Source organism: Nitrobacter winogradskyi Nb-255, from assembly GCF_000012725.1.
GTDB lineage: Bacteria > Pseudomonadota > Alphaproteobacteria > Rhizobiales > Xanthobacteraceae > Nitrobacter > Nitrobacter winogradskyi.
In genome coordinates this window covers 1,213,382-1,233,445 of record NC_007406.1, presented here as the reverse complement: position 1 = coordinate 1,233,445, position 20,064 = coordinate 1,213,382, and the positions used below count along the sequence as shown (strand labels likewise).

Sequence of the window (20,064 nt, the reverse complement as noted above, 5' to 3'; positions counted from 1 at the left end):
CTTGCGGCGAACAGTATCCACTCCGCCGAAGAAAGCTCCAGCGCCCCGTACCCTTCAAACGAACTTCGGAAAAACCGAAGGGCGCCAGCACGCCTCACTGGATGACGACTTCCTTGAACAGCACAGCATTGACATGATCGGGCGAGAGCACAGCATTCACCCGTCTGGTCAATTCTTCCTTCAGGCGAAACAGGCCGGCTGAGCCGTTGAGATCGCTCGGACGCAGTTCGCGCATATAGGTCTGAAACAGATCGGTGACGCGCGGCAGCGCCGGCCTGATCTTCTCGACCTGCGGCTCCTCCTTCACCTCCAGGACGAGCTTCAGCTTCAAATATTGCACCCGCTCGCCGGGCGCGCCCACCAGGTTGACCAGCATGTCCGGGACATCGACGAAGGAAGGCGGCTTCGGCGGCTGCGCTTCGGCGTGCTGCTCGCCGACGGAATGGTGGAACATGAAGAACCAGATGCTCCCGCCGGTGACGAGGAACAACGCAGCGCCGATCGCGGCGATCAGCTTGAACCTTTTCCTGGCCGGCGGCGCGTCTCCGTCCGCCGCTTTTCCCGTCTGATCATTCTCCGCCATCGTCAGCTCGCCCTTTCACCCAGGTCGGTCCGATGCCGCCGAGCAGGCTCGATACGCAGAACAGATGCTGCCGGCGCACATGCGCCCTATTGCTTGCCACTGTATTTCGAACCCGAAGTTCGTCGCCTCCCCGCAACAGCTTGCGAACTTCGAATTCGACACCACCGGCATCATTCCGGTGCGCTTCGGCCAAAAGTTCACGTTCGAGGCTGCGGCGAAAAACACGGAGAACTTCTGGGCTGCCACACTAGGTCCGCAATGGTTAACGGAACCTTTCTATTAACCATGACCTAGGAAGATTTTGCCGGGCCGATATGGTCAACAGCACCTTAATTGCCGGCTTTTCTTCGGGGCTGCATCAAGTAAACAACTGATAATAAACAGATTTCGAAGGTGGCACGCATTTCGCAACCCTTTCCCCGAACCGGAAGGCTTGGGAGAGCCTGAAGGTTCCGATCGATCCGGTGCGGGCGGCTTGGGAGAGCCTTCCTCACGGATCCTCAAGGGGAGAACCACCGATGGAGAACACCCTCCTCATCGGACTGTCGCGGCAGATGATGCTCGAACGACAGATGGATGTCATCGCGAACAACGTCGCTAACGTCACCACCAACGGTTACAAGGCCGACCATTCGCTGTTCAACGAATATCTGATGCCTGGCGCGCACGAAGACAACTTCGTCGGCCGCGACCGCCGCTTAAGCTTCGTGCAGGACCGCGCCACCTTCCACGACTTCGCCGGCGGCCCGACCGAGCAGACCAAGAACCCGCTCGATGTGGCCATCGACGGCAACGCGTTCCTGGTGGTGCAGACGCCGAACGGCGAGCGCTACACTCGCGACGGCGGATTGCAGATCAATGCGCAGGGACAGCTGGTGACGGCCGGCGGCCATCCGGTGCTCGGCTCCAACGGCCCGATCAGGTTTCAGCAGACCGACCGCAACATCACGATCTCCGATGACGGCACCGTGACCGTGATCGAGGGCATCAACAACGCGACCAACGCAATCCGCGGCAGGCTGCGGCTGGTCTCCTTCCCGCAGGTCCAAAGGCTGGTCAAGGAAGGCTCCAACCTCTACGCCGCGGGCGAAGGCAACTTCGCCCGGCAGGATACGCAGGCGCGGATCAATCAGGGCTTCATCGAGCGCTCCAACGTCAATGCGGTGACCGAAATGAGCCGCCTGGTCGAGGTGTCCCGCGCCTACACGCAGATGGCGACGCTGTTGCAGCAGCAAAGCGACCTGCAACGATCCGCCATCGAAAAACTCGCCGACGTTCCAGCATAAGGAACTTCAAATCATGCGCGCTCTTTACACTGCCGCGACCGGAATGGCGGCCCAGGAACTGAACGTCCAGGTCATCTCCAACAACATCGCGAACCTGCGCACCACCGGTTACAAGAAGCAACGGGCCGCGTTTCAGGATCTGATCTACGATCACGTCCGTCGCGTCGGCGCGCAGGCGTCAACTCAGGGCACCATCATGCCCGTCGGCATCGATCTCGGCGGCGGCGTGAAAACTGTCGGAACGCCGCGGCAGATGAGTCAAGGCACGCTGTCGCAGACCGGCAACGATCTCGACATCGCCATTCGCGGCGAGGGCTTCTTCAAGATCCAGATGCCGGACGGCACCTTTCAGTACACGCGCGACGGCACGTTCCAGATGGACAACATGGGCCGCATCGTCAATGCGCAGGGCAATCCGGTGCAGCCGACGATCACGATCCCGCAGAACTCCGCGGGCATCACCATCAACGCGCAGGGCCAGGTCTCGGTGACGCTGCCGGGGCAGACCACTCCGACCGTGCTCGGCCAGATCGGCCTCACCCGCTTCATCAACAAAGCGGGCCTGCAGCCGGTCGGCGACAACAACTTCAAGGAGACGCCCGCCTCCGGTCCTTTCCAGGACGGCATCGCCAATCTCGACGGCTTCGGCGACATGCAGCAGTCGAACCTCGAGCAGGCCAATGTCGAGGTGGTGTCGGAAATCTCCGACCTGATCGCCGCGCAACGCGCCTACGAGATGAACGCCAAGGTCATCAGCGCCGCCGATCAGATGCTGCAATCCGCAGCCGCACTGTTCCGCTAGAGCATGATCCGAGAAGTGAAAACTAGCTGGACAAGATCATGCCCGGTAAAAAAGAAGAGAAGCTGATCATGGCCGTCCGCCCCCTCCTCGTCGCCGTCGTCGCCGGCGCGCTGCTGGCGGCGCCCGCCCCGGTGCTGGCGGGCAATGACGCGGCTGCGCGCCGCGCCGATCTTGCGAGCGCGTTCCGGACCGCTGCCGCCATTCCGGCTCCCGTGCTTCGCGGCCGTGTCGACGTTACCGACAAAATGGTGCGGATCGGCGACCTCGTCGATAACGCCGGCGACGCAGCGCAGATCGCGATCTATCGCGCTCCAGATCCCGGCACCACCGGTACCCTGCCGGCCGCCCAGTTGCTCGACGTTCTCCGCGCGCATCAGGTGATCGGCGTCGAGACTCACGGCATCGGCAACGTCGCTGTGACGCGGCTCGCACGAACCCTCGATCCCGACGACGTCGAATTGCAGATCGCGGTCGCGCTCGAACACCGCAACGGGCTTGGCGACGCCCGGGATCTGCTGCTGACTTTCGATAAAGACCTCAAGGCGATCCATCTCGATGCCGCGAACAACGGCGCGGTCACTCCGCTGGTCACCCGGTTCGACCCGCGCAGCGGCCGCTTTGATGTCACGCTTGAGGTCGGAAACGACTCCGGCGCGGCGCCGACCCGCCTCCGCTTCACCGGAACAGCCGTGGAGACTGTCGAAGCCGCCGTGCTGGCTCGCGACGTCGACCGCAACACGCTGCTGAAATCGTCCGACATCGTCATCGAGCGTCGTCCCAGGGCCGAGGTCGGCAACAATCCGGCGAGCCGCGACCACGTCGTCGGGATGCAGACGCGGCGGCAGATGCGCGCCGGTCAGGCGCTGCACGGCATCGACCTGACCAGGCCGGATCTCGTGCAACGCGACCAGGCGGTGACCCTGATCTATCAGACCGCGGGGATCTATCTCACGGTACGCGGCAAGGCGACCGAGTCCGGCACGGAAGGGGACGTCGTCAGCGTTCTCAATCTGCAATCGAACCGCACCATATCCGGTGTCGTGGTCGGTCGCGGCCAGGTGTCGGTGTCGCCCGCCGCGCCGGTCGTCCCACACAGGCTGGCGAGCGTCGAGCCGGCGGTGGAGACGACAGCCTCGTTCTCCGCCGGGAGCAACGCGCCCGCATCCTCGAAAACCGAGTAACCTTCATGTTGAAGCTCGCGTCCCTCAATCGCATCGTTCTGACCGGCACGTTGCTGGCGGCCGCCGGCCTCGCCAGCGGCTGCTCGTCGATCGATCGCCTGTCGCAGATAGGCGAGTCACCCAAGCTGACCGCGATCGACAATCCGACCACGCAGCCCGGATACAAGCCTGTGCAGATGCCGATGCCGAAGCCGGAGACGGTGTCCTACAACGCCAACTCACTATGGCGGAACGGTTCACGCGCGTTCTTCAGGGACCAGCGCGCCGCGCGGGTCGGCGACCTCCTGACCGTGACGGTGAACTTCACCGACAGGGCCAACATCGCCAACCAGACCCAGCGCAGCCGCGTCAGCAAGGACGATTCGGGCATCGCTGATTTCGCCGGCTCCAAACTATTGGGCGGGACCGCGCAGAAGGTTCTTCCCGGCCGGCTGCTGACAACCGATTCCGAATCGCTGAGCGATGGCAAGGGCTTGGTGCAACGTCAGGAGAACCTGCAGACCAGCGTCGCCACGGTCGTCACGCAAGTGCTGCCGAACGGCAACCTCGTGGTCGAGGGCAAGCAGGAGATCCGCGTCAACTTCGAGATCCGCGAACTGATCGTCGCCGGCATCGTACGGCCCGAGGATATCCAAAGCGACAACACCATCGATTCAAGCAAGATCGCGCAGGCCCGCATCGCCTACGGCGGGCGTGGGCAGATCACCGACGTTCAGCAGCCGCGCTATGGTCAACAAGTCATGGACGTGCTGCTGCCATTCTAGAACATGATCCCGAAGCTCCCCGCCGGATCGCGAACCCAGGCGCGAGACGGCGACGACCCGGCGATGCCGCGCACCGCCGGGGATGCGGCCTCCGGCGTCTCCCCTGCCGGAGGCCGTGTCTATTTGACGATGCAGATGATCAAGCACCCGTCGCCGAGGGACAGCGAAATGTGATGCATATTGATCTGCGCGCGGCGAATTCGATGGCTATATATCCGTGATGTTCCGCAATCGGAGATCGCGGGAGCGTCCATGAACCTCGCCGTCCACGTCCTGCTTGTCGTCGCCGTCTGCCTGATCGGCTTGTCCGATACGGCGCAGGCGCGCCATCGGCACCGCCCTGTCTACATGTTCATGCCTTGGGCGCCCGTCGTAACGCCGATGCCTCCTCAGCGGCTACCGCTCGTCGACACCGGCGTGATCAATCAGCCCGGCGTGCCGAACACGTCGCGGCCTGGAACCATCGGCACCGGCGCCCTGCCGAGCGGCCTGAAAGGCGATAGCCCAACCGCGCCGGGATTTCCCGGCTGGGTCGGGCGCGACTAGATTCGCATTCGTTCCACATTGCCGCGACCCGGCAAACGAACGCCGGAATGATTTTGCAGGAGCTTTTGCCGCAACGGGATGCAATGCTTGAACCGAACCCACAGGAGTTGCGGTATTGAAATCCGATCCCGATCTTCAGCAACGCGACGCGCTGCTCCAGACCGTGCTTCGCGACTACTTCGCGTCCGACAACGCAGAGATCCTGCACACCATCCGTTCCGTGGCCGAGTATGTCGATCTGGTCTCCGGCGCGATCCTGCTGCGCCAGGGCGACATCAGTAACGACGTGTACTTCATCCTGTCGGGACGGCTTCACGCGTTCTCGGAGACCGAATCCGGCGCGCGAAAAATTCTCGGAGAGATCGGGCGCGGCGAAACCATAGGCGAGCTTGCGCTGTTCACCGGCGAGCCGCGCTCGGCGACCGTCGTGGCGGTGCGCGATACGCTTCTGGTCAAGGTGACCCGCGCGATGATCGAGCGGACGATCCTGCAGCACCCGGAAATCGAGATGTCGATGATGCGGGCCGTGATCCGGCGTTTCCGTCAGCGCGAACGCGAGCGGCAGGCGCCTCTGGTGCCGGTCAAGATCTGCATACTGCCGATCACTTCCGGGCCGGATGCAGCCGGTTTCGCGCGAAGCCTGCGCAACGCGCAAGCCGCCGAGGCCGGGCCGGTGGCAGTCGTCACCAAAGATGACGTCGCCAGCCACTTCGGCGCTCAGGATCAAGCGCCGGGAAAACGCAACGACGCGCTCGCCGGCTATATCGACGACATCGAGGCTCGGAACCGCGCGGTATACCTTGCCGCCGACGGAGGCGACACCGCATGGACCCGGTTTTGCCTTCGTCATGCCGACGAGGTGCTGCTGCTTGCCAACGCCGGCCGCGATCCCGGCCTCTCGGCTGTGGAGCGTGCGTGCCTTTCGCCGGCCGCTCCCATCTCGATCGCGCGGCAGACGCTGGTCCTGCTGCACCGGGCTGATACGAGAATTCCCACCAGCACCGCGCATTGGCTGAACGCGCGACCGGACGCGCGGCACTTCCACATTCGTCCGGAACTGCCCGCCGACATGCGCCGCCTCGCTCGCATCGTATCAGGGCGGGCCATCGGGCTCGTGCTGTCGGGCGGAGGCGCGCGCGGCTTCGCTCATGTCGGCGTCATCAAGGCGCTGGAAGAGGCAGGCATTCCCGTCGACATGCTGGGCGGCAGCTCCATCGGCGCGGTCATGGGAATGGTGCTGGCGCTCGGGCGCAGCGCGGAGGAAGTCACGGCCGCCGTCCGAAAGGCGTTCCTCGAACATCCGAGAGGCAACGTCACCGGCGACTACAACTTCATTCCGCTGGTGTCGCTGATCAAGGGTGCACGCACGCGAAGCGCGATGACGCAGGCCGTGCGCGACGCCACCGGCCGGGACGCGATCGACAGCGAGGATTGCTGGACCACCTTCTTCACCATCGCATCAGACTTTTCGACCGGCAGCGAAGCTGTCCTTCAGCGAGGCGACCTTACCCGCAACGTCGGCGCAAGCTATGCGATTCCCGGCGCGCTGCCGCCGGTCTTCGTCGGCGGACACATGATGTACGACGGCAGCACGTTCAACAATTTCCCGGTCGACGTGATGGCCCGGCTCGGCGCGGGCCGCATCATCGGCGTCGACCTCTCGGTTGACCGCGAGCAGTTGTTCGACATTGACGATGTGCCGGGGACGCTCACCTTGCTGCGCGACAAACTAAGGCCGCGCGCGAAGCGGCGCTACCGTCTGCCGAGCGTGCCCGAGACGATGCTGCGATCGTCCTTCATCACGTCGATCTCCAAACAGAAGGAGATGGGAAAGTTCACCGACCTGTTGTTCCGGCCGCGGATCTCCGACGGTCGCCTGCTCGACTGGAGTCGCTTCGAAGAGGTGGTGGCCGCCGGCTACAGCCAGGCGAGGGAGATGCTGGCGGGCATGAGCGACGAGCAGCGGAAGATGTTTCGCTAGAGTCGTTCATTGCGTCATGGAAGCGGTGAACGACTCTAGCCTTTTGATTTGACGCGTTTTCTTTACGCGAACCGGATTCCACTTCGCTCGAAAACGCTATAGAGTCTGATTTAACAGACCGCCCGTGAGCCGCCGCGCCGATTTTTTCTCCCCCACCTCTTGAAATGGTTTTTTGCTTTTCTAGGTCGTTCTGTGCCGGATGCCTTCGATACCGGGTCCGGCGCGAGCTTCCAGGCGATACTCCTGGCGGCTCCCTTCGTATCCATCTTGCTCTTTGGAGGACTTGGCTATGAGGACAACCCTGGACTTCGCGCCGCTCTGGCGCTCCACTATCGGCTTCGATCACCTGGCTGACTTCGTCGGCAGCACGACGCACCAGGCGGCCGAGGAAAATTATCCCCCCTACAACATCGAACGTTCCGGCGAAGATCACTATCGGATCACCCTCGCCGTCGCGGGCTTTGGCGTCGACGACATAACGGTGACGGCCGAGCAGAACACGCTGACCATCGAAGGCAGGAAGCCGGAGGATGGCCGCCGCGCGTATCTGTATCAGGGCATCGCCGCGCGTCCGTTCCGGCGCGTTTTCAATCTGGCCGATTACGTCCAGGTGAAAGAAGCCTCGTTCCGCGACGGCCTGCTCATCGTCGACCTGCTGCGCGAAGTGCCAGAAGCCATGAAGCCGCGCAGAATCAGCATCGCGAACGGAGCACCCTCATCGCAGATCGAGCAGAAGAAAGCAGCCTGACGCCCGATCGAGGTTCGACGGAACGCGGTGCGCGGTTCGGCATGTCCGCGTTTCCTCAACCAGCACGAGGAAGGAGAGAACCATGGCAATCCGTGATCTTATTCCCTGGTCGAGAAATCAGGAGGTCACCTCGGCGCGCGCGAGCTATGACCCTTTCATGACCTTGCACCGCGAGATGAACCGCCTGTTCGACGATGTCTTTCGCAGTTTTGAGCCCGGTCAAACACCGCTCATGGAGGGCCGCTTCGGCTGGCCCAGGATCGAGCTTGGTGAAACGGACAAAGCAGTCACGGTCTCGGCCGAACTGCCGGGCATGACGGAGAAGGACGTGCAGGTCGAAATCGCCAACGGAACGCTGACCATTCGCGGCGAGAAGAAGAACGAGCGCGCCAACGGAGGCAAATACGTCACCGAGCGCTACTACGGCTCGTTCCAGCGCCAAATTCCTCTTGATGATGTCGATGAGGACAAGGCCGAGGCGTCATTCAGGAATGGCGTTCTGACGATCTCGCTGCCGAAGTCGGCGAACCCGCGCGCAGGCGTCAAGCGCATCGCGATCAGTACGCAATAACGACCACGGGCGGCGGCGCGCTCCGCTGCCCAGCGTCCTTCAAGGCAAGCTATCCCGGAAAGGAGCGTAAAGGGAGATTAGCAATGACGAACGCCAACACGAACTCCACCTGCCTCGAACCTTTATTCCATCCGGCTGCGCACTACGCATCTCCGGATGAGGTTTTGAGCGATGATCAACTCAGCACGCAGGAGAAGCGCATCATCCTGTCCTCCTGGGCATCCGACATGTTCGCTGTCGAATCCTGTCCCGCCCTGCGCGATATCCCCGGCATGGGTCGCCCCATCCGGCTCGCCGACATCCTAGCCGCGCTGCGCCGTCTTGACGGCGGCGACGACGATCCGCCGCCTCACGGCGGCATCTCGATGCGTCTGCGGCGGCCCTGGGCCGCCGCTCCGCGGAGCGCCGCACGATTCTGATTCAACCAGCGACGAAAACGCTATAGAGGCCGCGACCCCGCGCCGGAGCAGCCGCCCTATTCGTCCCGATAGATCTTTTCCCGCTTCTCGTGACGCTCCTGGGCTTCGACGGAAAGCGTCGCGATCGGGCGCGCCTCGAGCCGCTTCAATGAAATCGGCTCGCCCGTTTCCTCGCAATAGCCATAGGTGTTGTCCTCGATCCGCTGCAAGGCGGCGTCGATTTTCGAGATCAGCTTTCGCTGCCGGTCACGGGCGCGCAGCTCGATAGCGCGGTCGGTCTCCGAGGACGCGCGATCGGCAAGGTCGGGAAGGTTGACGTTTTCTTCTTGAAGAGTCTGCAGCGTCACCTTCGATTCGCGAAGAATCTCGTCCTTCCATGCCAGCAGCTTGGCGCGGAAATATTCGCGCTGGCGCTCGTTCATGAAAGGCTCTTTCTCAGAAGGCCTGTAGTTCTTCAGCTTTTCCAAATGCGTTCCTGCTCGGTGAAAACGCCGGGTGATCCGGCTGCGGCGAGCTTATATAGCGGCCGTTTGTGACAAACAATATCGTCGTCCCGAAGTCCACCCCGGACAGATCCGGCTTCCTTTTTTTGATTTCCTTCCCGATCATAGGGAACTAAAATCCTCGATACGTATTAGCCCTATCGTTTCGAGGTTCCATTCCGTTCGCTGTGTCAGAATTGCCCCGCTTTGGCGAGTTCCACCTCGACGCGCAATTCGATCTCGGCGAGGACAGCGTCGAGACCCGCATCGCCGGAAGAGGATTTCAGTTCGTTAGCGGCGGTACGCAACCGGGTTACGGTTGCGGGGTCGAAGTTGCCGGAAAGCAGCCCGATCTTGAGATCGTCGAGCACGTCCAGAGCCCCCCTGCCCCTCCGCACCGAGCGCCTGCGCCGCTCCACCGGATCTTCCTCGACACCCTGCAACGCCAGCAACGCATCGATGGTCGCCGTCGCCTTCGGCGCGGCGGCAGCCCTGCTTTCCGTTGCGGAAGCTGCGTCCGGCAGAGAAAATTCACTTCCACCCGTTCGCCGCGCGGATGGAGCCTGCGTTCCCGGCGTCGTTCCGTTCGCTCCGTAAATTCGCATCGATCGTCTCGCCCGAATGAGGTTTCAGCGAACCAAGCCTGCCGTCGAAAACCCGAAGCCATCGCCGGCCGACGGAGTGCGCACCGGATGATCCGGCGGGAGAAGCGTGGCCCGTTATGGTTAACGAAGCGTGAACGCCCGGCAAATTTTGCCGACAGGGGCAACTTCGCCGCCCCGCTTCGCGCTCGTCCGCAGCGGAGTCTTAAAAAAACAAAACAGAATCAACGCGACAAACCGCCGATCGCGGTGGCACGGGTCTCGCATGGTTAACGGCGAATGACCGTCATGGGAGTGACGGACAGCCCAACCTGACCTCAGCGGAGAGCAGAGGATGTCTGGCCTTGGTTTCACGGGCGTCGTCCGGATCGCCGTCATGGCGTTGCTGGCGCTGGCGTTCCTCGGAGCCCCCGCCCACGCCACGTCGAGGATCAAGGACCTCGCGAACATCGAGGGCGTGCGACAGAACCAGTTGATCGGCTACGGCCTCGTGGTCGGCCTCAACGGCACCGGCGACACCCTCAACAACATTCCTTTCACCAAGCAGTCGCTACAGGCGATGCTGGAGCGCATGGGCGTCAACATCCGCGGCGCCACCATTCGAACCGGCAACGTCGCGGCCGTCATGGTGACCGGCAACCTGCCCGCCTTCGCCACCCAGGGCACCCGCATGGATGTCACGGTCTCGGCGATGGGCGATGCCAGAAGCCTGCAAGGCGGCACGTTGCTCGTCACGCCGTTGCTCGGCGCCGACGGCAATGTCTACGCGGTGGCGCAGGGTTCGCTTGCGATCGGCGGCTTTTCCGCCGAAGGCGCAGCCGCGAGCGTCACAAAGGGCGTGCCGACCAACGGCCGCATCGCCAACGGCGCCATCGTCGAGCGTGAGATCGAATTCGCACTGAACCGGATGCCGAATGTCCGCCTTGCCCTGCGCAACGGCGACTTCACCACCGCCAAGCGCATCGCCGCCGCCGTCAACGATTTCCTCGGCACCAAGACGGCCGAACCGATCGACCCGTCCACGGTGCAACTCTCCATCCCGGCGGAGTTCAGGGGGAACGTCGTCGCGCTTCTGACCGAGATCGAACAGTTGCAGGTCGAGCCGGACATCACGGCCAAGATCATTATCGACGAGCGTTCCGGGATCATCGTGATGGGACGCGACGTCCGCGTCGCCACCGTCGCGGTGGCGCAGGGCAACCTCACCGTATCCATTTCCGAAAGCCCGCAGGTCAGCCAGCCCAATCCGCTGTCCAACGGGCGGACGGTGATGACGCCGCGTACGGACGTCGGCGTGACGGAGAACGGCAACAAGCTCGCGCTGGTCAAGAACGGCGTCTCGCTTCAGGAGCTTGTCGACGGGCTCAACGGCCTCGGCATTGGGCCACGCGACCTGATCGGCATTCTACAGGCGATCAAGGCGGCAGGCGCGATCGAAGCCGATATCGAGGTGATGTGATGGAAACCCACGCTGTCAACGGTCCGCTCAGCGGCGCTTATCACAACATCCAGCGCATGGCGCCGACGCTGAACCGCCGCCCGGACCCGCAGCTCGCGCAAGCGCTGGAGCGCGTTCCTCCGCAGTCGGTCGAAAAGGCGAGAGCGACATCAGAGGATTTCGAGGCGATGTTTCTCAACTCCATGTTTTCGCAGATGACAACGGGTCTGAAAGGCGAAGGCCCGTTCGGCGATACTCCCGGCACCGGCGTGTGGCGCTCGATGCTCACCGAGCAATATTCAAGATCGTTCGCCAAGGCCGGCGGCGTCGGCATCTCCGACGCGGTGTTCCGCACCCTGATCATGCAGCAGGCGAACCAGACCGCGCTCCCACCGCAGGAGGCCGCATGACGCCGCAATCCCGCAACCCGCAAGAGTCCCCTCTCCTGCCTCCCGTATCGACGCCAGCGGACGCTCGCAAGCTCGCTGACGACATGCTCGACATCATGAACGCGCTGCTCGCTGTCATCGAGCGCGAGACCGAGCTGGTGCGCGCCGGCAAGATCCGCGAAGGCATGGCGCTCGAGAGCCGGAAGACAGAACTGTCGCGGCGCTACGTAGACGCCATCAGGCAGTTCAAGGCCAGTCAGGCCTACATGACGCAATCGACGCCTGATCTGCTCACCGCGCTGCAACGCCATCACGACACATTCCGCGCCATGCTTCAGGTGAATCTCACGGTGCTCGCGACCGCGCACGCGGTTTCCGAAGCAATCGTCCGCGGCGTCAGCGCCGAGGCGCAGCGCCGCGCCACGCCGCAGACCTATACGGCGAGCGGACAGCGCAGCGCGCCCTCGCGTCAGCACATGAGCCCGATCGCGGTCAGCCGATCGCTGTAACGCCCGCGGAAAGCCGCCGCCTCGATCCAGCGCCATACTCGAATACGATTTAGTTCAAACTCCCGCGCTTCCGACAACACCTCATTGAGGACGTTCTCTAACCCGCCGTTGAGAGACAAGCGTTAGGCTTGCCATCAAAAGGGGGTTGGGATTTGACTCGGAGGAGGCCGGGAGTCGACCATGAGCGCGGATTTCAGTATCAAACCTATCGGCACGCCGGTCGCGGCGCCGGTCGTTCAACTGGCGAGCGCAGCCGCAAACGATACCGTGGCGACGGAACTTCCGCCGAGCCAGAGCGTCACGGCGGCGGACATCAGCACGCGCAGCCGCAACGACCTGCAGACCTCACGCGAAGCGTTGTCGCGTCAGGTGGTGGTCGATCGTGACGCCGCCGCGGTAGTTTACCAGGTCGTCGATCGCCGCACGAGCCTCGTCGTGAAGCAGTTTCCCGAAGAGGCGATGCTGCGGCGACGCGCCTACTTCCGAACGCTGGATCTGATGAACGCCGAGCGCGACCCTCCGGCCGCCACTGACCGGCGCGCCTAGAGCATGATCCCGAAAAGTGGAAACCGGTTTTCGGAGAAGATCATGCTCAAAAAAAGATAAGCGACGAGTCTGTTTCAACGCAGTTGAACCAGACTCTATCTTTATGTTCTGACGCGTTTTCTTCACGCGAACCGGTATCCATCCTTAGGGCTCAAGCCCGAGGACATGCTTCGCTCGAAAACGCGATAGAGCCTTTCCGCTTTGAAGGCCAGCTCTCAGCGCTGATGAACGTAGGCCGTCTCGAGGGTGCTTGCGCCGGTCGCCGGATCGCTCATGACGGTGCTGACCTGCGCGGTGCCGGTCTTTGTCAGCACGAATTTTGAATCGCCGACCCGAAACCCGTTATTCTTGATCAGGACTTCCTGATACTTGATCGTGGTTCCGTACTGATACTTCGCCTTGGCGCGAAAGCCGTTGACGTTCGAAATCGTTATGGAGAAAGGTTTCTGATTGGCGTACTTGCCGCTCCACGTCCCTTCGAAAACATCGGGATCGACGTTGACATACTTCCCGGTGGTCAGGCTGACGTTCTCACCGACCGTTCTGTAGTTCGATGCCAGGATATTCAGGACGTCGGCCAATGATCCGGCTCCGTCTGTAACCGCAGGAATTACGCCCGCCCGGACAGGCCCGCCGCGAGATTGCAGTTGATGTCGATCAGCGCCGTCAGCTTCGCGGGATCGGGATTGAGCTGCATGTCGACTGTCTGCTTCATCACGAAAACGCCGATGTTGGCGATATTCTGACGGACTTCCAGCGGTTGCGGATTGCTGTCGCTGTCCGCCGCGCTCATGAAGATCGACCACAAACGGCGATTGAACAGCAGCGCCTTGTGCATGTCGTTGTCAGGCCCTTCCCACTTGTCCTGGACCTCCCGAAGCTGCCGCGCCGCCTTCAGCAAAGCCTGCGCCTCGATTTCACGGGGAGACGACGAAGTTTGCGCCGTCCTGGCGTAGGCTTGAGCAGCATTCGACATTTAAATCCTCGGGGAAAAAAGCGGACGCGCGAAGTTCTGCACCGCCATATGTCTAGCAGCGCCGCCTTTAAAATAGGTTACCCCGCGTTTTCATATGCGTCAGGAGAATGACGAAGGGACGCAGCGGATTCCGCAAGCGCCGACCTCGTTGCGAGCATCGTTCTCGATACACATTCGCCAAAGCAGTCGTGAAGCAGAGATGCAGATTTCGAAAGCGAACCCGATCGCCTTCATTCCGCCGGGGTTTGCGTCATCAGCGCAGCAACTGCAACACGCTCTGCTGCGACTGGTTGGCCAGCGCCAGCGCGGACACCGCGATCGACTGCCGGGTCGCCAGCGCCTGGCTGTTCGCGGCTTCCTCGTTGGTGTCGGCAAGCGTGAGGTTCGACGAGCCGGTTTGAAGCACGTTGATCAGGTTCTTCGAGAAGTCCTGACGGATTTGCACGATCGACAGGTTCGAGCCGAGCGTCGAAGCCTGCGTGCGCAGGGTGATCGATGCGCTATCGAGGCTCGCGATCACGCTGTTGGCCGAGCCGTTATCCAGGAAGTCGACGCCGACCGTAAGACTCGCCAGTCCAAGACCAGCCGCATTCATGCTGGCGCCGGTGATGGTGAGCGTGGACTTCCCGCTCTCGTTGAAGATGAGCTTCAGCGTATCACCACCCAACAGGTTGATGCCGTTGAACGACGCATCCGCCGCCGTCGTGTTTAATTGCTGAATGATGTTGTTGTACTGATTGACGAGCCCGGCGCGTGACGCCTGAACCGCCGGATCCTGAACAGGCGCGCCCGCGACAAGGCCGTGGAAGGCATACCCCGCGCCGGCCGCGGTCCCGCCGATCGCACCGATGGTCTCGGCCGCCGCCTCGTTGGCGGTCGAGATGGTGATAACGCCGGCGGCGTTGATCGTGGCCTGAAGGTGGTTTGAAGCGAGTTGCGCATTCAGGTCGTTGAGGGTTCTGACGGTCCCGTTGGCGCCGTCACCGAATGTGATGTGGGTCGCGACGCCGTCACCGGTCGGCCCGATCGTCAGCGTCTTGCCGTCGAGGTTACCCGCGCCTCCGCCGCGCGCCGTCGTTGCCGCGGTGAGGCCAAGCTTTGCGAGAACTCCGGCCGGCGTTGAATCCGTCAATGTAAGGTCGTGAGCAACGCCGGTGTTGAGCACGATCTGCCCGCTGCCGTCGATCGTCGACGCCGTGTCGGTGTTGCCGTGCAGCACGTCGATCACCCCGAGCAGCGAGTCCAGGGTCTGGTCAATGCCGATCGTGATGTTCCCGGAAGCGTCGGCGGCCACCGCGCCGGAAGCAACAAAGGTGATGGTCTTGCCGTTAACGGCAAAGCTCTCTCCGGCGGCGGGGCCGGTCGGCGTCGCGACCGCGCCGTCGGTCAGCGCGTTGATCAGGGTGGCGCTGGTCGCCGCGGCGTTGGATGTGCCGGTCCTCAGCGCCGCGCCGGGCGTCGCGGCGACATTCGTGAACGGTGTGGTGCCTCTGAGATCGACCGCGGTCGCCCCCGTTACGGGAAGGCTTTCCACCGACGATTTCTGCGAATACCCGACCTGGGATTGCAGAACCTGATTGGCGATCGACTTCGCCGTATCCACCAGCTTCTGGAGCGAGGTCAAGCCGGTGTTGGCCGCCTGCAGCACCTGAACGCCGTTGCCGATGCCGTCGAGCAGGTTGCTGATATCGTTGGCGCGATTGTCGAGCGCCGCGGCCGTGAAATAGTTGGTGGGATTGTCGAGGGCGGTGTTGACGTTCTTGCCGGTGGCCAGGCGGTGCTGCGTTCTCGCCAGCAGATCGGCGGTGGATTGCAGCGAGAGCAAATTCTGGCGAACGGATGCCGAGAGAACGATGTCGGACATGTCTGACCTTCCCTGACGTGTGCGGACGCCAAGCTCGCCACGAGAGCCGGTTCCCTGGTCGGAAAGGTGAAGAAGACGTTTTAATTTATGGTTAACGCCGGATTAATCCCCGCTTGATCGCCGCGCCGCGAGCACCACAAGCCACGGTCATGTCATGTAACGCGCTTTCTGAACTCAATGAACAGAATGCAACGCGGATCAGAGCTTTGGCCAATGACGCTGATGATGACGTTCAACAGTGCTTCGCCGCCTTACGTGCAACTTTTCCTTCTTCTTTCATTACGAACGAAGGAATCCCCGACAGTCGAATTCAGGAGAAGAAAACTCGCCCGGCTGACAAAAAAACGGCGGGGTTTCCCCCGCCGTTTCGTCGTCCTGAGATGTCGCTTGGATCAGCGGAGCAGTTGCAACACGCTCTGCTGCGACTGGTTGGCCAGCGCCAGCGCCGACACCGCGATCGACTGGCGGGTGGCCAGCGCCTGGCTGTTCGCCGCTTCCTCGTTGGTATCGGCAAGCGTCAGGTTCGCCGATCCCGTCTGCAGCACGTTGATCAGGTTCTTCGAGAAGTCCTGACGGATCTGCACGATCGACAGGTTGGAACCGAAGGTCGACGCCTGCGAGCGCAGCGTGCTGGACGCGGTGTTGAGCGAGTCCAGAACGGCGTTGGTCGAAGCGTTGTCCAGGAAGTCCGTGCCCTTGGCCAGCGACGACAGGCCGAGGCCCGCCGGATCGAAGGTCACGCCCTGGATGGTCAGCGTCGATTTGCCGGTTTCGTTGAACACCAGCTTGAGCTGGTCACCGTTGAGCAGGTTGATGCCGTTGAAGGAAGCATCCTGCGCGGTGGTGCGGATCTGGTCGATGACCTGATTGTACTGGCCAATCAGCGTGGCGCGGGTGTTCTGCGCGTTGGCGTCCTCGACCGGAGCGGAAGCCGTCATCGCGCCGAACGTATTCGGATCGGTGGTCGCATCGCCACCAAACGCACCGATCGTCGCGGACGCGTGATCGTTGGTCGTGGTGAAGGTGATCGCGCCCGCCGAGTTGATCGAGGCGGTCAGGTTGTTCGCGGCGAGCGCCGTGTTCAACTGGTCGAGCGTATTGATCTGGCCGGTGCCGGTACCAAACGTGATGCTGGTCGCCGTGCCGCCATCGGTTGCGCCAATCGTTAGCGTCTTGCCGTCGAGCGCGGCCGGAGCGCCGGGGGTTCGCGCGGTGGTGCCCGCGGTCAAACCGAGCTTGGCAAGGCCCGAGCCGCTGATGGTCAGATCGCTGGCCGTGCCGGTGTGAAGCGTAATCGCACCGCCGGAGATGGTGGACGTACCGCCCGTGATCGAGTCAATCCTGGCCAACACGTCGCCGACGGTGTCGGTGATGTTGAGGTCGTTGCCGGTAGCGCCGGAAGCCACGAAATTGATCGTCGTGCCGTTGACGACGATCGTATCGCCAGCAATGAAGTCCGTGGCGAGCGAGTCGGTATTCACACCGCCAGACAACGTCGTCGCCGCGGTGATCGGTGCGGGAACGGTCAGGCTGTTGTTGACGACAGAGCCGGGAGTAGCGGCAGCATCGGTCGGAGCGCCACCCGGCCCGAGCAGGTTGTCGGCCGTCGCGCCGGTGATGGCGGCGGTGGTCGCCTGCGACTTGGTGGAATAGCCCGAGGTCGCCTGCAGCGCCTGGTTGGCGATCGACTTCGCGGTATCGACCAGCTTCTGCAGCGAGGTGATACCCGTATTGGCGGCCTGCAGCACCTGCACGCCGTTGCCGATCGAATCCAGAAGGTTGTTGATGTCGCTGGCGCGGGCGTCGAGGCCGGCGGCGGTGAAGAAGTTCGTCGGATTATCAAGCGCCGAGTTCACCTTCTTGCCGGTGGCAAGGCGGGTCTGGGTCGTCGAGAGCAGTTCAGCCGTCGACTGAAGCGAAAGCAGATTCTGGCGTACCGATGCGGAGAGAACAATATCGGACATCTTTCATACCTTTCTGGTGTGAATATACTTACGTCCACAGGCCGAAGACCTTCCTCGGACGAGGCGCCACAGTGATGGGAAGACTCTAAGAAAACATGAAACAGATGGCGGACTTGCAAGCTCCCGCGCGGTCGCTGGCGCGTTGAAATTGCAACGTCGCAACCGGGACTTAGGCGGATCTGTCAGCAAAGGTTGCGGGCGCCATTTACCAATCGTTAACCACAATCGGAAAGGATCACGGCAAGACCATACCGCGATGCTCGCACTGATGCAGCCGTCCGCCGCATTCTCGTCAGCGAACGGGCGCGTTGTCCGTGTCGCGCACACTCATGGAGATGACAGGAAACCGTCATGGCGCTGAAAGTCGAACTGAAGCCGCATGAACGCATCATCATCGGCGCCTGCGTCGTGACCAACACCGATCAGCGCGCGCGGCTGCTGATCGAGGGCGACAAGATTCCGATCCTTCGCGAGAAGGACATCCTGACACCCGAGACGGCGGACACACCCGCCAAGCTGATCTATCTCGCGGTGCAATTGATGTATCTGTCGCCGGAGCCGCAAATCAATCACGGCACGTATTTCAGCCTGCTGCGCGACGTCATCACGACCATGCCGGGCGCATGGCCGATCATCGAAGGCATCAACAACGACATCCTCAATGGCGATCTCTACAAAGCGCTCAAGGAAGTCAAGAAACTGATCGCTTACGAGAAGAAGCTGGCCGACATGAGCGACACGCCACCCAACCGCGCCGGTGACAGGCGACGCTCAGCCTGACATCGCGCTGCCGCGAGCCCCGATCGTCGCAGCTTCCGGATCTGCGATAGCGTTTTCGAGCGAGGCATGTCCTCGGGCTTGAGCCCTAAGGATGGACACCGGTTCGCGTGAAGAAAACGCGTCAAATAAAAATCATAGAGCCTCGCGATTTACGCGCGCCCAATTCCAACACAGCCGATATCAGCGCTTCGATGTCGCGCATTCCAGTGCGATGGTTGACGATCGCCGCGCGGATCGCGAGCCGGCCGTCCAGCATGGTCGTGGACGGCGCGGTTATGCCCGACTCGTGCAGCGACGCGACGATCTCCGCATTGACACTGTCGGCATCGTCGGCCCGATAGCGGAAGCACACGATGTTGAGTTGCACCGGCGCAAGCAGCTCGAGCTTTGGTTCGGCAGCGACCTTCGCTTCCAGGCAGCGCGCCAGCGCGCAGGTCCGGTCAATCATCGCACCGAGCCTTTCGGTGCCGTAGGCTTTCAGCGTGAACCACGTCTTCAATGCGCGAAAGCCGCGGGACATATCCAGGCTGTAGTCGCATGGCCACGGCGAGCCCGCCGCAAGCCCGCGCGTTTCCCGGCGCAGATAGGCTGCCGGCGCTGCGAACGTCCGGCGATGCTGCTCTCCGTCGCGGACGAGAAGGAACCCTGCGTCGTAGGGCACCTGGCCCCATTTGTGGAAATCGAAAGCGATGGAGTCGGCGCTCTCGATTCCCGCGAGACGCGGCGCGATCTCCGGCGACAACACCCCGAGCGCGCCGAACGCGCCGTCGATATGCAGCCATAATTTCTCGTCCCGGCACACCTCATGCAGCACCGCGAGGTCGTCGATGGCTCCGATATCGACTGTGCCCGCCGATCCGATCACGAGAAAGGGCTCAAACCCCGCGGCGCGATCGGCGGCGATCTGCGCGCGCAACGCGTCAGTATCGATGCGATGACAGCGATCAACCGGAATCCGCCGCAGGGCGTCGGCGCCGAAGCCGGCGCAATCCATGGCCTGGGCTATGCAGCCGTGCGTCGCAACCGATGTATAGGCGATGAGGCGCGCGCCGCGATCCAGCAAGCCGCGCTGGCGCACGGAGGGGCCGATCCGCGCCGAACGCGCCACCAGAATTCCCATCAGGTTCGCCATCGACGTTCCCGTGACGAACACGCCGCTCGCGGTATCGGGAAAGCCGAACATCCGCCGTACCCACAGCACGATCTGGCGCTCGACTTCGACCGGCATCTGATTCCGTCCGGCGACATTGGTGTTCAACCCCGCCGCCAGCATCTCGGCCAGCATCCCGACCGCCGTACCGCCGCCGTTGACCCATCCCATGAAGCCGGGGTGGATATTCCCGGCGGTGTAGGGGGCGATGTGTTCGGCAAACTCCCGATAAATCTCGGCGACATCGACGCCGTTCCGCGGCAGGTCTTCGCGGAAACGGGCGCGCGTTTCCGCTGGTATCGGCCGCCAGACCGGACGCTCGCGAACACCGGCGATATGATCGAACATATCGTCGAGCATCCGGTGCCCTTCCGCGCGAAGCGTGTCCCAGTCTTCGGGATCGAGCGTTTCATCGGCTTCCGGCAGCGTACCGCGCGATGCAGGCTTCATGCCGCGCGCTCCCCGTCGCACGCGACGTTGGTG

General features: G+C 62.6%; 23 protein-coding genes. 15 read left to right on the top strand and 8 right to left on the bottom strand.

The genetic code is table 11. The features are described from left to right. Positions 1-94 precede the first annotated feature (94 nt). Complete coding sequence (fliL, locus tag NWI_RS05785) at positions 95-583, bottom strand: flagellar basal body-associated protein FliL (RefSeq protein ID WP_011314416.1); 489 nt, start codon at positions 581-583, stop codon at positions 95-97. A 64-nt stretch (positions 584-647) separates the two neighbouring features. On the opposite strand from fliL, the gene NWI_RS05780 reads away from it, so the two are divergent. The 10 genes from NWI_RS05780 (at position 648) to NWI_RS05735 (ending at position 8,881) form a co-directional block, all read left to right on the top strand. Then, entirely contained in the window at positions 648-866 is a 219-nt protein-coding gene (locus NWI_RS05780; RefSeq protein WP_041344847.1) for a hypothetical protein, read from the top strand. Between the two features lie 235 nt (positions 867-1,101). Next, entirely contained in the window at positions 1,102-1,869 is a 768-nt protein-coding gene (gene flgF, locus NWI_RS05775; protein ID WP_011314415.1) for a flagellar basal-body rod protein FlgF, read from the top strand. 13 nt (positions 1,870-1,882) lie between these two features. Continuing rightward, complete coding sequence (gene flgG / locus NWI_RS05770) at positions 1,883-2,671, top strand: flagellar basal-body rod protein FlgG (protein ID WP_011314414.1); 789 nt, start codon at positions 1,883-1,885, stop codon at positions 2,669-2,671. A 38-nt stretch (positions 2,672-2,709) separates the two neighbouring features. After that, positions 2,710-3,852, top strand: a complete 1,143-nt coding sequence (gene flgA, locus NWI_RS05765; RefSeq protein WP_011314413.1) for a flagellar basal body P-ring formation chaperone FlgA — start codon at positions 2,710-2,712, stop codon at positions 3,850-3,852. Positions 3,853-3,857: 5 nt separating this feature from the next. Further along, positions 3,858-4,616, top strand: coding sequence for a flagellar basal body L-ring protein FlgH (gene flgH / locus NWI_RS05760; RefSeq protein WP_011314412.1), 759 nt, complete (start codon positions 3,858-3,860; stop codon positions 4,614-4,616). 252 nt (positions 4,617-4,868) lie between these two features. After that, entirely contained in the window at positions 4,869-5,162 is a 294-nt protein-coding gene (locus tag NWI_RS16405; RefSeq protein ID WP_049750553.1) for a hypothetical protein, read from the top strand. A 115-nt stretch (positions 5,163-5,277) separates the two neighbouring features. Then, positions 5,278-7,143, top strand: coding sequence for a patatin-like phospholipase family protein (locus NWI_RS05750; protein WP_011314410.1), 1,866 nt, complete (start codon positions 5,278-5,280; stop codon positions 7,141-7,143). A gap of 289 nt (positions 7,144-7,432) precedes the next feature. Next, positions 7,433-7,891 carry an Hsp20 family protein gene (locus tag NWI_RS05745; RefSeq protein ID WP_011314409.1) on the top strand — a complete coding sequence of 153 codons (459 nt, stop codon included), beginning with the start codon at positions 7,433-7,435 and terminating at the stop codon, positions 7,889-7,891. An 82-nt stretch (positions 7,892-7,973) separates the two neighbouring features. After that, entirely contained in the window at positions 7,974-8,462 is a 489-nt protein-coding gene (locus tag NWI_RS05740; protein ID WP_011314408.1) for an Hsp20/alpha crystallin family protein, read from the top strand. Between the two features lie 83 nt (positions 8,463-8,545). Further along, positions 8,546-8,881 carry a hypothetical protein gene (locus NWI_RS05735; protein ID WP_011314407.1) on the top strand — a complete coding sequence of 112 codons (336 nt, stop codon included), beginning with the start codon at positions 8,546-8,548 and terminating at the stop codon, positions 8,879-8,881. A 56-nt stretch (positions 8,882-8,937) separates the two neighbouring features. On the opposite strand, the gene dksA is transcribed toward NWI_RS05735, so the two are convergent. Further along, on the bottom strand, positions 8,938-9,303 hold the full coding sequence (gene dksA, locus NWI_RS05730) for an RNA polymerase-binding protein DksA (RefSeq protein ID WP_009799332.1): 366 nt from the start codon (positions 9,301-9,303) through the stop codon (positions 8,938-8,940). Between the two features lie 251 nt (positions 9,304-9,554). Continuing rightward, positions 9,555-9,968, bottom strand: a complete 414-nt coding sequence (locus tag NWI_RS05725) for a flagellar assembly protein FliX (protein ID WP_011314405.1) — start codon at positions 9,966-9,968, stop codon at positions 9,555-9,557. A gap of 331 nt (positions 9,969-10,299) precedes the next feature. On the opposite strand from NWI_RS05725, the gene NWI_RS05720 reads away from it, so the two are divergent. The 4 genes from NWI_RS05720 (at position 10,300) to NWI_RS05705 (ending at position 12,847) form a co-directional block, all read left to right on the top strand. Beyond that, entirely contained in the window at positions 10,300-11,424 is a 1,125-nt protein-coding gene (locus NWI_RS05720; protein WP_011314404.1) for a flagellar basal body P-ring protein FlgI, read from the top strand. Next, entirely contained in the window at positions 11,424-11,813 is a 390-nt protein-coding gene (flgJ, locus tag NWI_RS05715; RefSeq protein WP_011314403.1) for a flagellar assembly peptidoglycan hydrolase FlgJ, read from the top strand. Before NWI_RS05720 ends, flgJ begins: the two co-directional genes overlap by 1 nt. Then, on the top strand, positions 11,810-12,301 hold the full coding sequence (locus tag NWI_RS05710) for a hypothetical protein (protein ID WP_011314402.1): 492 nt from the start codon (positions 11,810-11,812) through the stop codon (positions 12,299-12,301). Before flgJ ends, NWI_RS05710 begins: the two co-directional genes overlap by 4 nt. 180 nt (positions 12,302-12,481) lie before the next feature. Then, positions 12,482-12,847 (top strand): hypothetical protein, encoded by a 366-nt coding sequence (locus NWI_RS05705; RefSeq protein WP_011314401.1) that lies wholly within the window; start codon positions 12,482-12,484, stop codon positions 12,845-12,847. 215 nt (positions 12,848-13,062) lie between these two features. Here NWI_RS05705 and NWI_RS05700 read toward each other — a convergent pair whose 3' ends face one another. The 4 genes from NWI_RS05700 to NWI_RS05685 all read right to left on the bottom strand — a co-directional run bounded on the left by NWI_RS05700 (position 13,063) and on the right by NWI_RS05685 (position 17,651). Further along, the gene (locus NWI_RS05700; RefSeq protein ID WP_011314400.1) at positions 13,063-13,428 is read right to left on the bottom strand and encodes a hypothetical protein; all 366 of its coding nucleotides are present in this window, start codon (positions 13,426-13,428) and stop codon (positions 13,063-13,065) included. Between the two features lie 29 nt (positions 13,429-13,457). Beyond that, on the bottom strand, positions 13,458-13,823 hold the full coding sequence (flaF, locus tag NWI_RS05695; protein ID WP_011314399.1) for a flagellar biosynthesis regulator FlaF: 366 nt from the start codon (positions 13,821-13,823) through the stop codon (positions 13,458-13,460). Between the two features lie 253 nt (positions 13,824-14,076). Next, a complete protein-coding gene (locus NWI_RS05690; protein WP_011314398.1) occupies positions 14,077-15,687 on the bottom strand; it encodes a flagellin in 1,611 nt (536 codons plus the stop codon). A 392-nt stretch (positions 15,688-16,079) separates the two neighbouring features. Then, positions 16,080-17,651 (bottom strand): flagellin, encoded by a 1,572-nt coding sequence (locus NWI_RS05685; protein WP_011314397.1) that lies wholly within the window; start codon positions 17,649-17,651, stop codon positions 16,080-16,082. A gap of 351 nt (positions 17,652-18,002) precedes the next feature. Here NWI_RS05685 and flbT point away from each other — a divergent pair, with 351 nt between their 5' ends. Further along, the gene (flbT, locus tag NWI_RS05680) at positions 18,003-18,431 is read left to right on the top strand and encodes a flagellar biosynthesis repressor FlbT (protein ID WP_011314396.1); all 429 of its coding nucleotides are present in this window, start codon (positions 18,003-18,005) and stop codon (positions 18,429-18,431) included. Positions 18,432-18,552: 121 nt separating this feature from the next. Here flbT and NWI_RS05675 read toward each other — a convergent pair whose 3' ends face one another. After that, positions 18,553-20,031 (bottom strand): pyridoxal phosphate-dependent decarboxylase family protein, encoded by a 1,479-nt coding sequence (locus NWI_RS05675; protein ID WP_011314395.1) that lies wholly within the window; start codon positions 20,029-20,031, stop codon positions 18,553-18,555. Positions 20,032-20,064: the final 33 nt, after the last annotated feature.

What these genes read in the sequence shown, in the direction of transcription:
- NWI_RS05720 (WP_011314404.1), top strand. Translation starts at nt 10,300, where the DNA reads ATGTCTGGCCTTGGTTTCACGGGCGTCGTCCGGATCGCCGTCATGGCG.
- NWI_RS05685 (WP_011314397.1), bottom strand. Translation starts at nt 17,651, where the DNA reads ATGTCCGATATTGTTCTCTCCGCATCGGTACGCCAGAATCTGCTTTCG.
- flgG (WP_011314414.1), top strand. Translation starts at nt 1,883, where the DNA reads ATGCGCGCTCTTTACACTGCCGCGACCGGAATGGCGGCCCAGGAACTG.
- flaF (WP_011314399.1), bottom strand. Translation starts at nt 13,823, where the DNA reads ATGTCGAATGCTGCTCAAGCCTACGCCAGGACGGCGCAAACTTCGTCG.
- NWI_RS05705 (WP_011314401.1), top strand. Translation starts at nt 12,482, where the DNA reads ATGAGCGCGGATTTCAGTATCAAACCTATCGGCACGCCGGTCGCGGCG.
- fliL (WP_011314416.1), bottom strand. Translation starts at nt 583, where the DNA reads ATGGCGGAGAATGATCAGACGGGAAAAGCGGCGGACGGAGACGCGCCG.
- flbT (WP_011314396.1), top strand. Translation starts at nt 18,003, where the DNA reads ATGGCGCTGAAAGTCGAACTGAAGCCGCATGAACGCATCATCATCGGC.
- flgA (WP_011314413.1), top strand. Translation starts at nt 2,710, where the DNA reads ATGCCCGGTAAAAAAGAAGAGAAGCTGATCATGGCCGTCCGCCCCCTC.
- NWI_RS05725 (WP_011314405.1), bottom strand. Translation starts at nt 9,968, where the DNA reads ATGCGAATTTACGGAGCGAACGGAACGACGCCGGGAACGCAGGCTCCA.
- NWI_RS05710 (WP_011314402.1), top strand. Translation starts at nt 11,810, where the DNA reads ATGACGCCGCAATCCCGCAACCCGCAAGAGTCCCCTCTCCTGCCTCCC.
- NWI_RS05745 (WP_011314409.1), top strand. Translation starts at nt 7,433, where the DNA reads ATGAGGACAACCCTGGACTTCGCGCCGCTCTGGCGCTCCACTATCGGC.
- flgF (WP_011314415.1), top strand. Translation starts at nt 1,102, where the DNA reads ATGGAGAACACCCTCCTCATCGGACTGTCGCGGCAGATGATGCTCGAA.
- dksA (WP_009799332.1), bottom strand. Translation starts at nt 9,303, where the DNA reads ATGAACGAGCGCCAGCGCGAATATTTCCGCGCCAAGCTGCTGGCATGG.
- NWI_RS05780 (WP_041344847.1), top strand. Translation starts at nt 648, where the DNA reads ATGCTGCCGGCGCACATGCGCCCTATTGCTTGCCACTGTATTTCGAAC.
- NWI_RS05690 (WP_011314398.1), bottom strand. Translation starts at nt 15,687, where the DNA reads ATGTCCGACATCGTTCTCTCGGCATCCGTTCGCCAGAATTTGCTCTCG.
- flgJ (WP_011314403.1), top strand. Translation starts at nt 11,424, where the DNA reads ATGGAAACCCACGCTGTCAACGGTCCGCTCAGCGGCGCTTATCACAAC.
- flgH (WP_011314412.1), top strand. Translation starts at nt 3,858, where the DNA reads ATGTTGAAGCTCGCGTCCCTCAATCGCATCGTTCTGACCGGCACGTTG.
- NWI_RS05735 (WP_011314407.1), top strand. Translation starts at nt 8,546, where the DNA reads ATGACGAACGCCAACACGAACTCCACCTGCCTCGAACCTTTATTCCAT.
- NWI_RS16405 (WP_049750553.1), top strand. Translation starts at nt 4,869, where the DNA reads ATGAACCTCGCCGTCCACGTCCTGCTTGTCGTCGCCGTCTGCCTGATC.
- NWI_RS05675 (WP_011314395.1), bottom strand. Translation starts at nt 20,031, where the DNA reads ATGAAGCCTGCATCGCGCGGTACGCTGCCGGAAGCCGATGAAACGCTC.
- NWI_RS05740 (WP_011314408.1), top strand. Translation starts at nt 7,974, where the DNA reads ATGGCAATCCGTGATCTTATTCCCTGGTCGAGAAATCAGGAGGTCACC.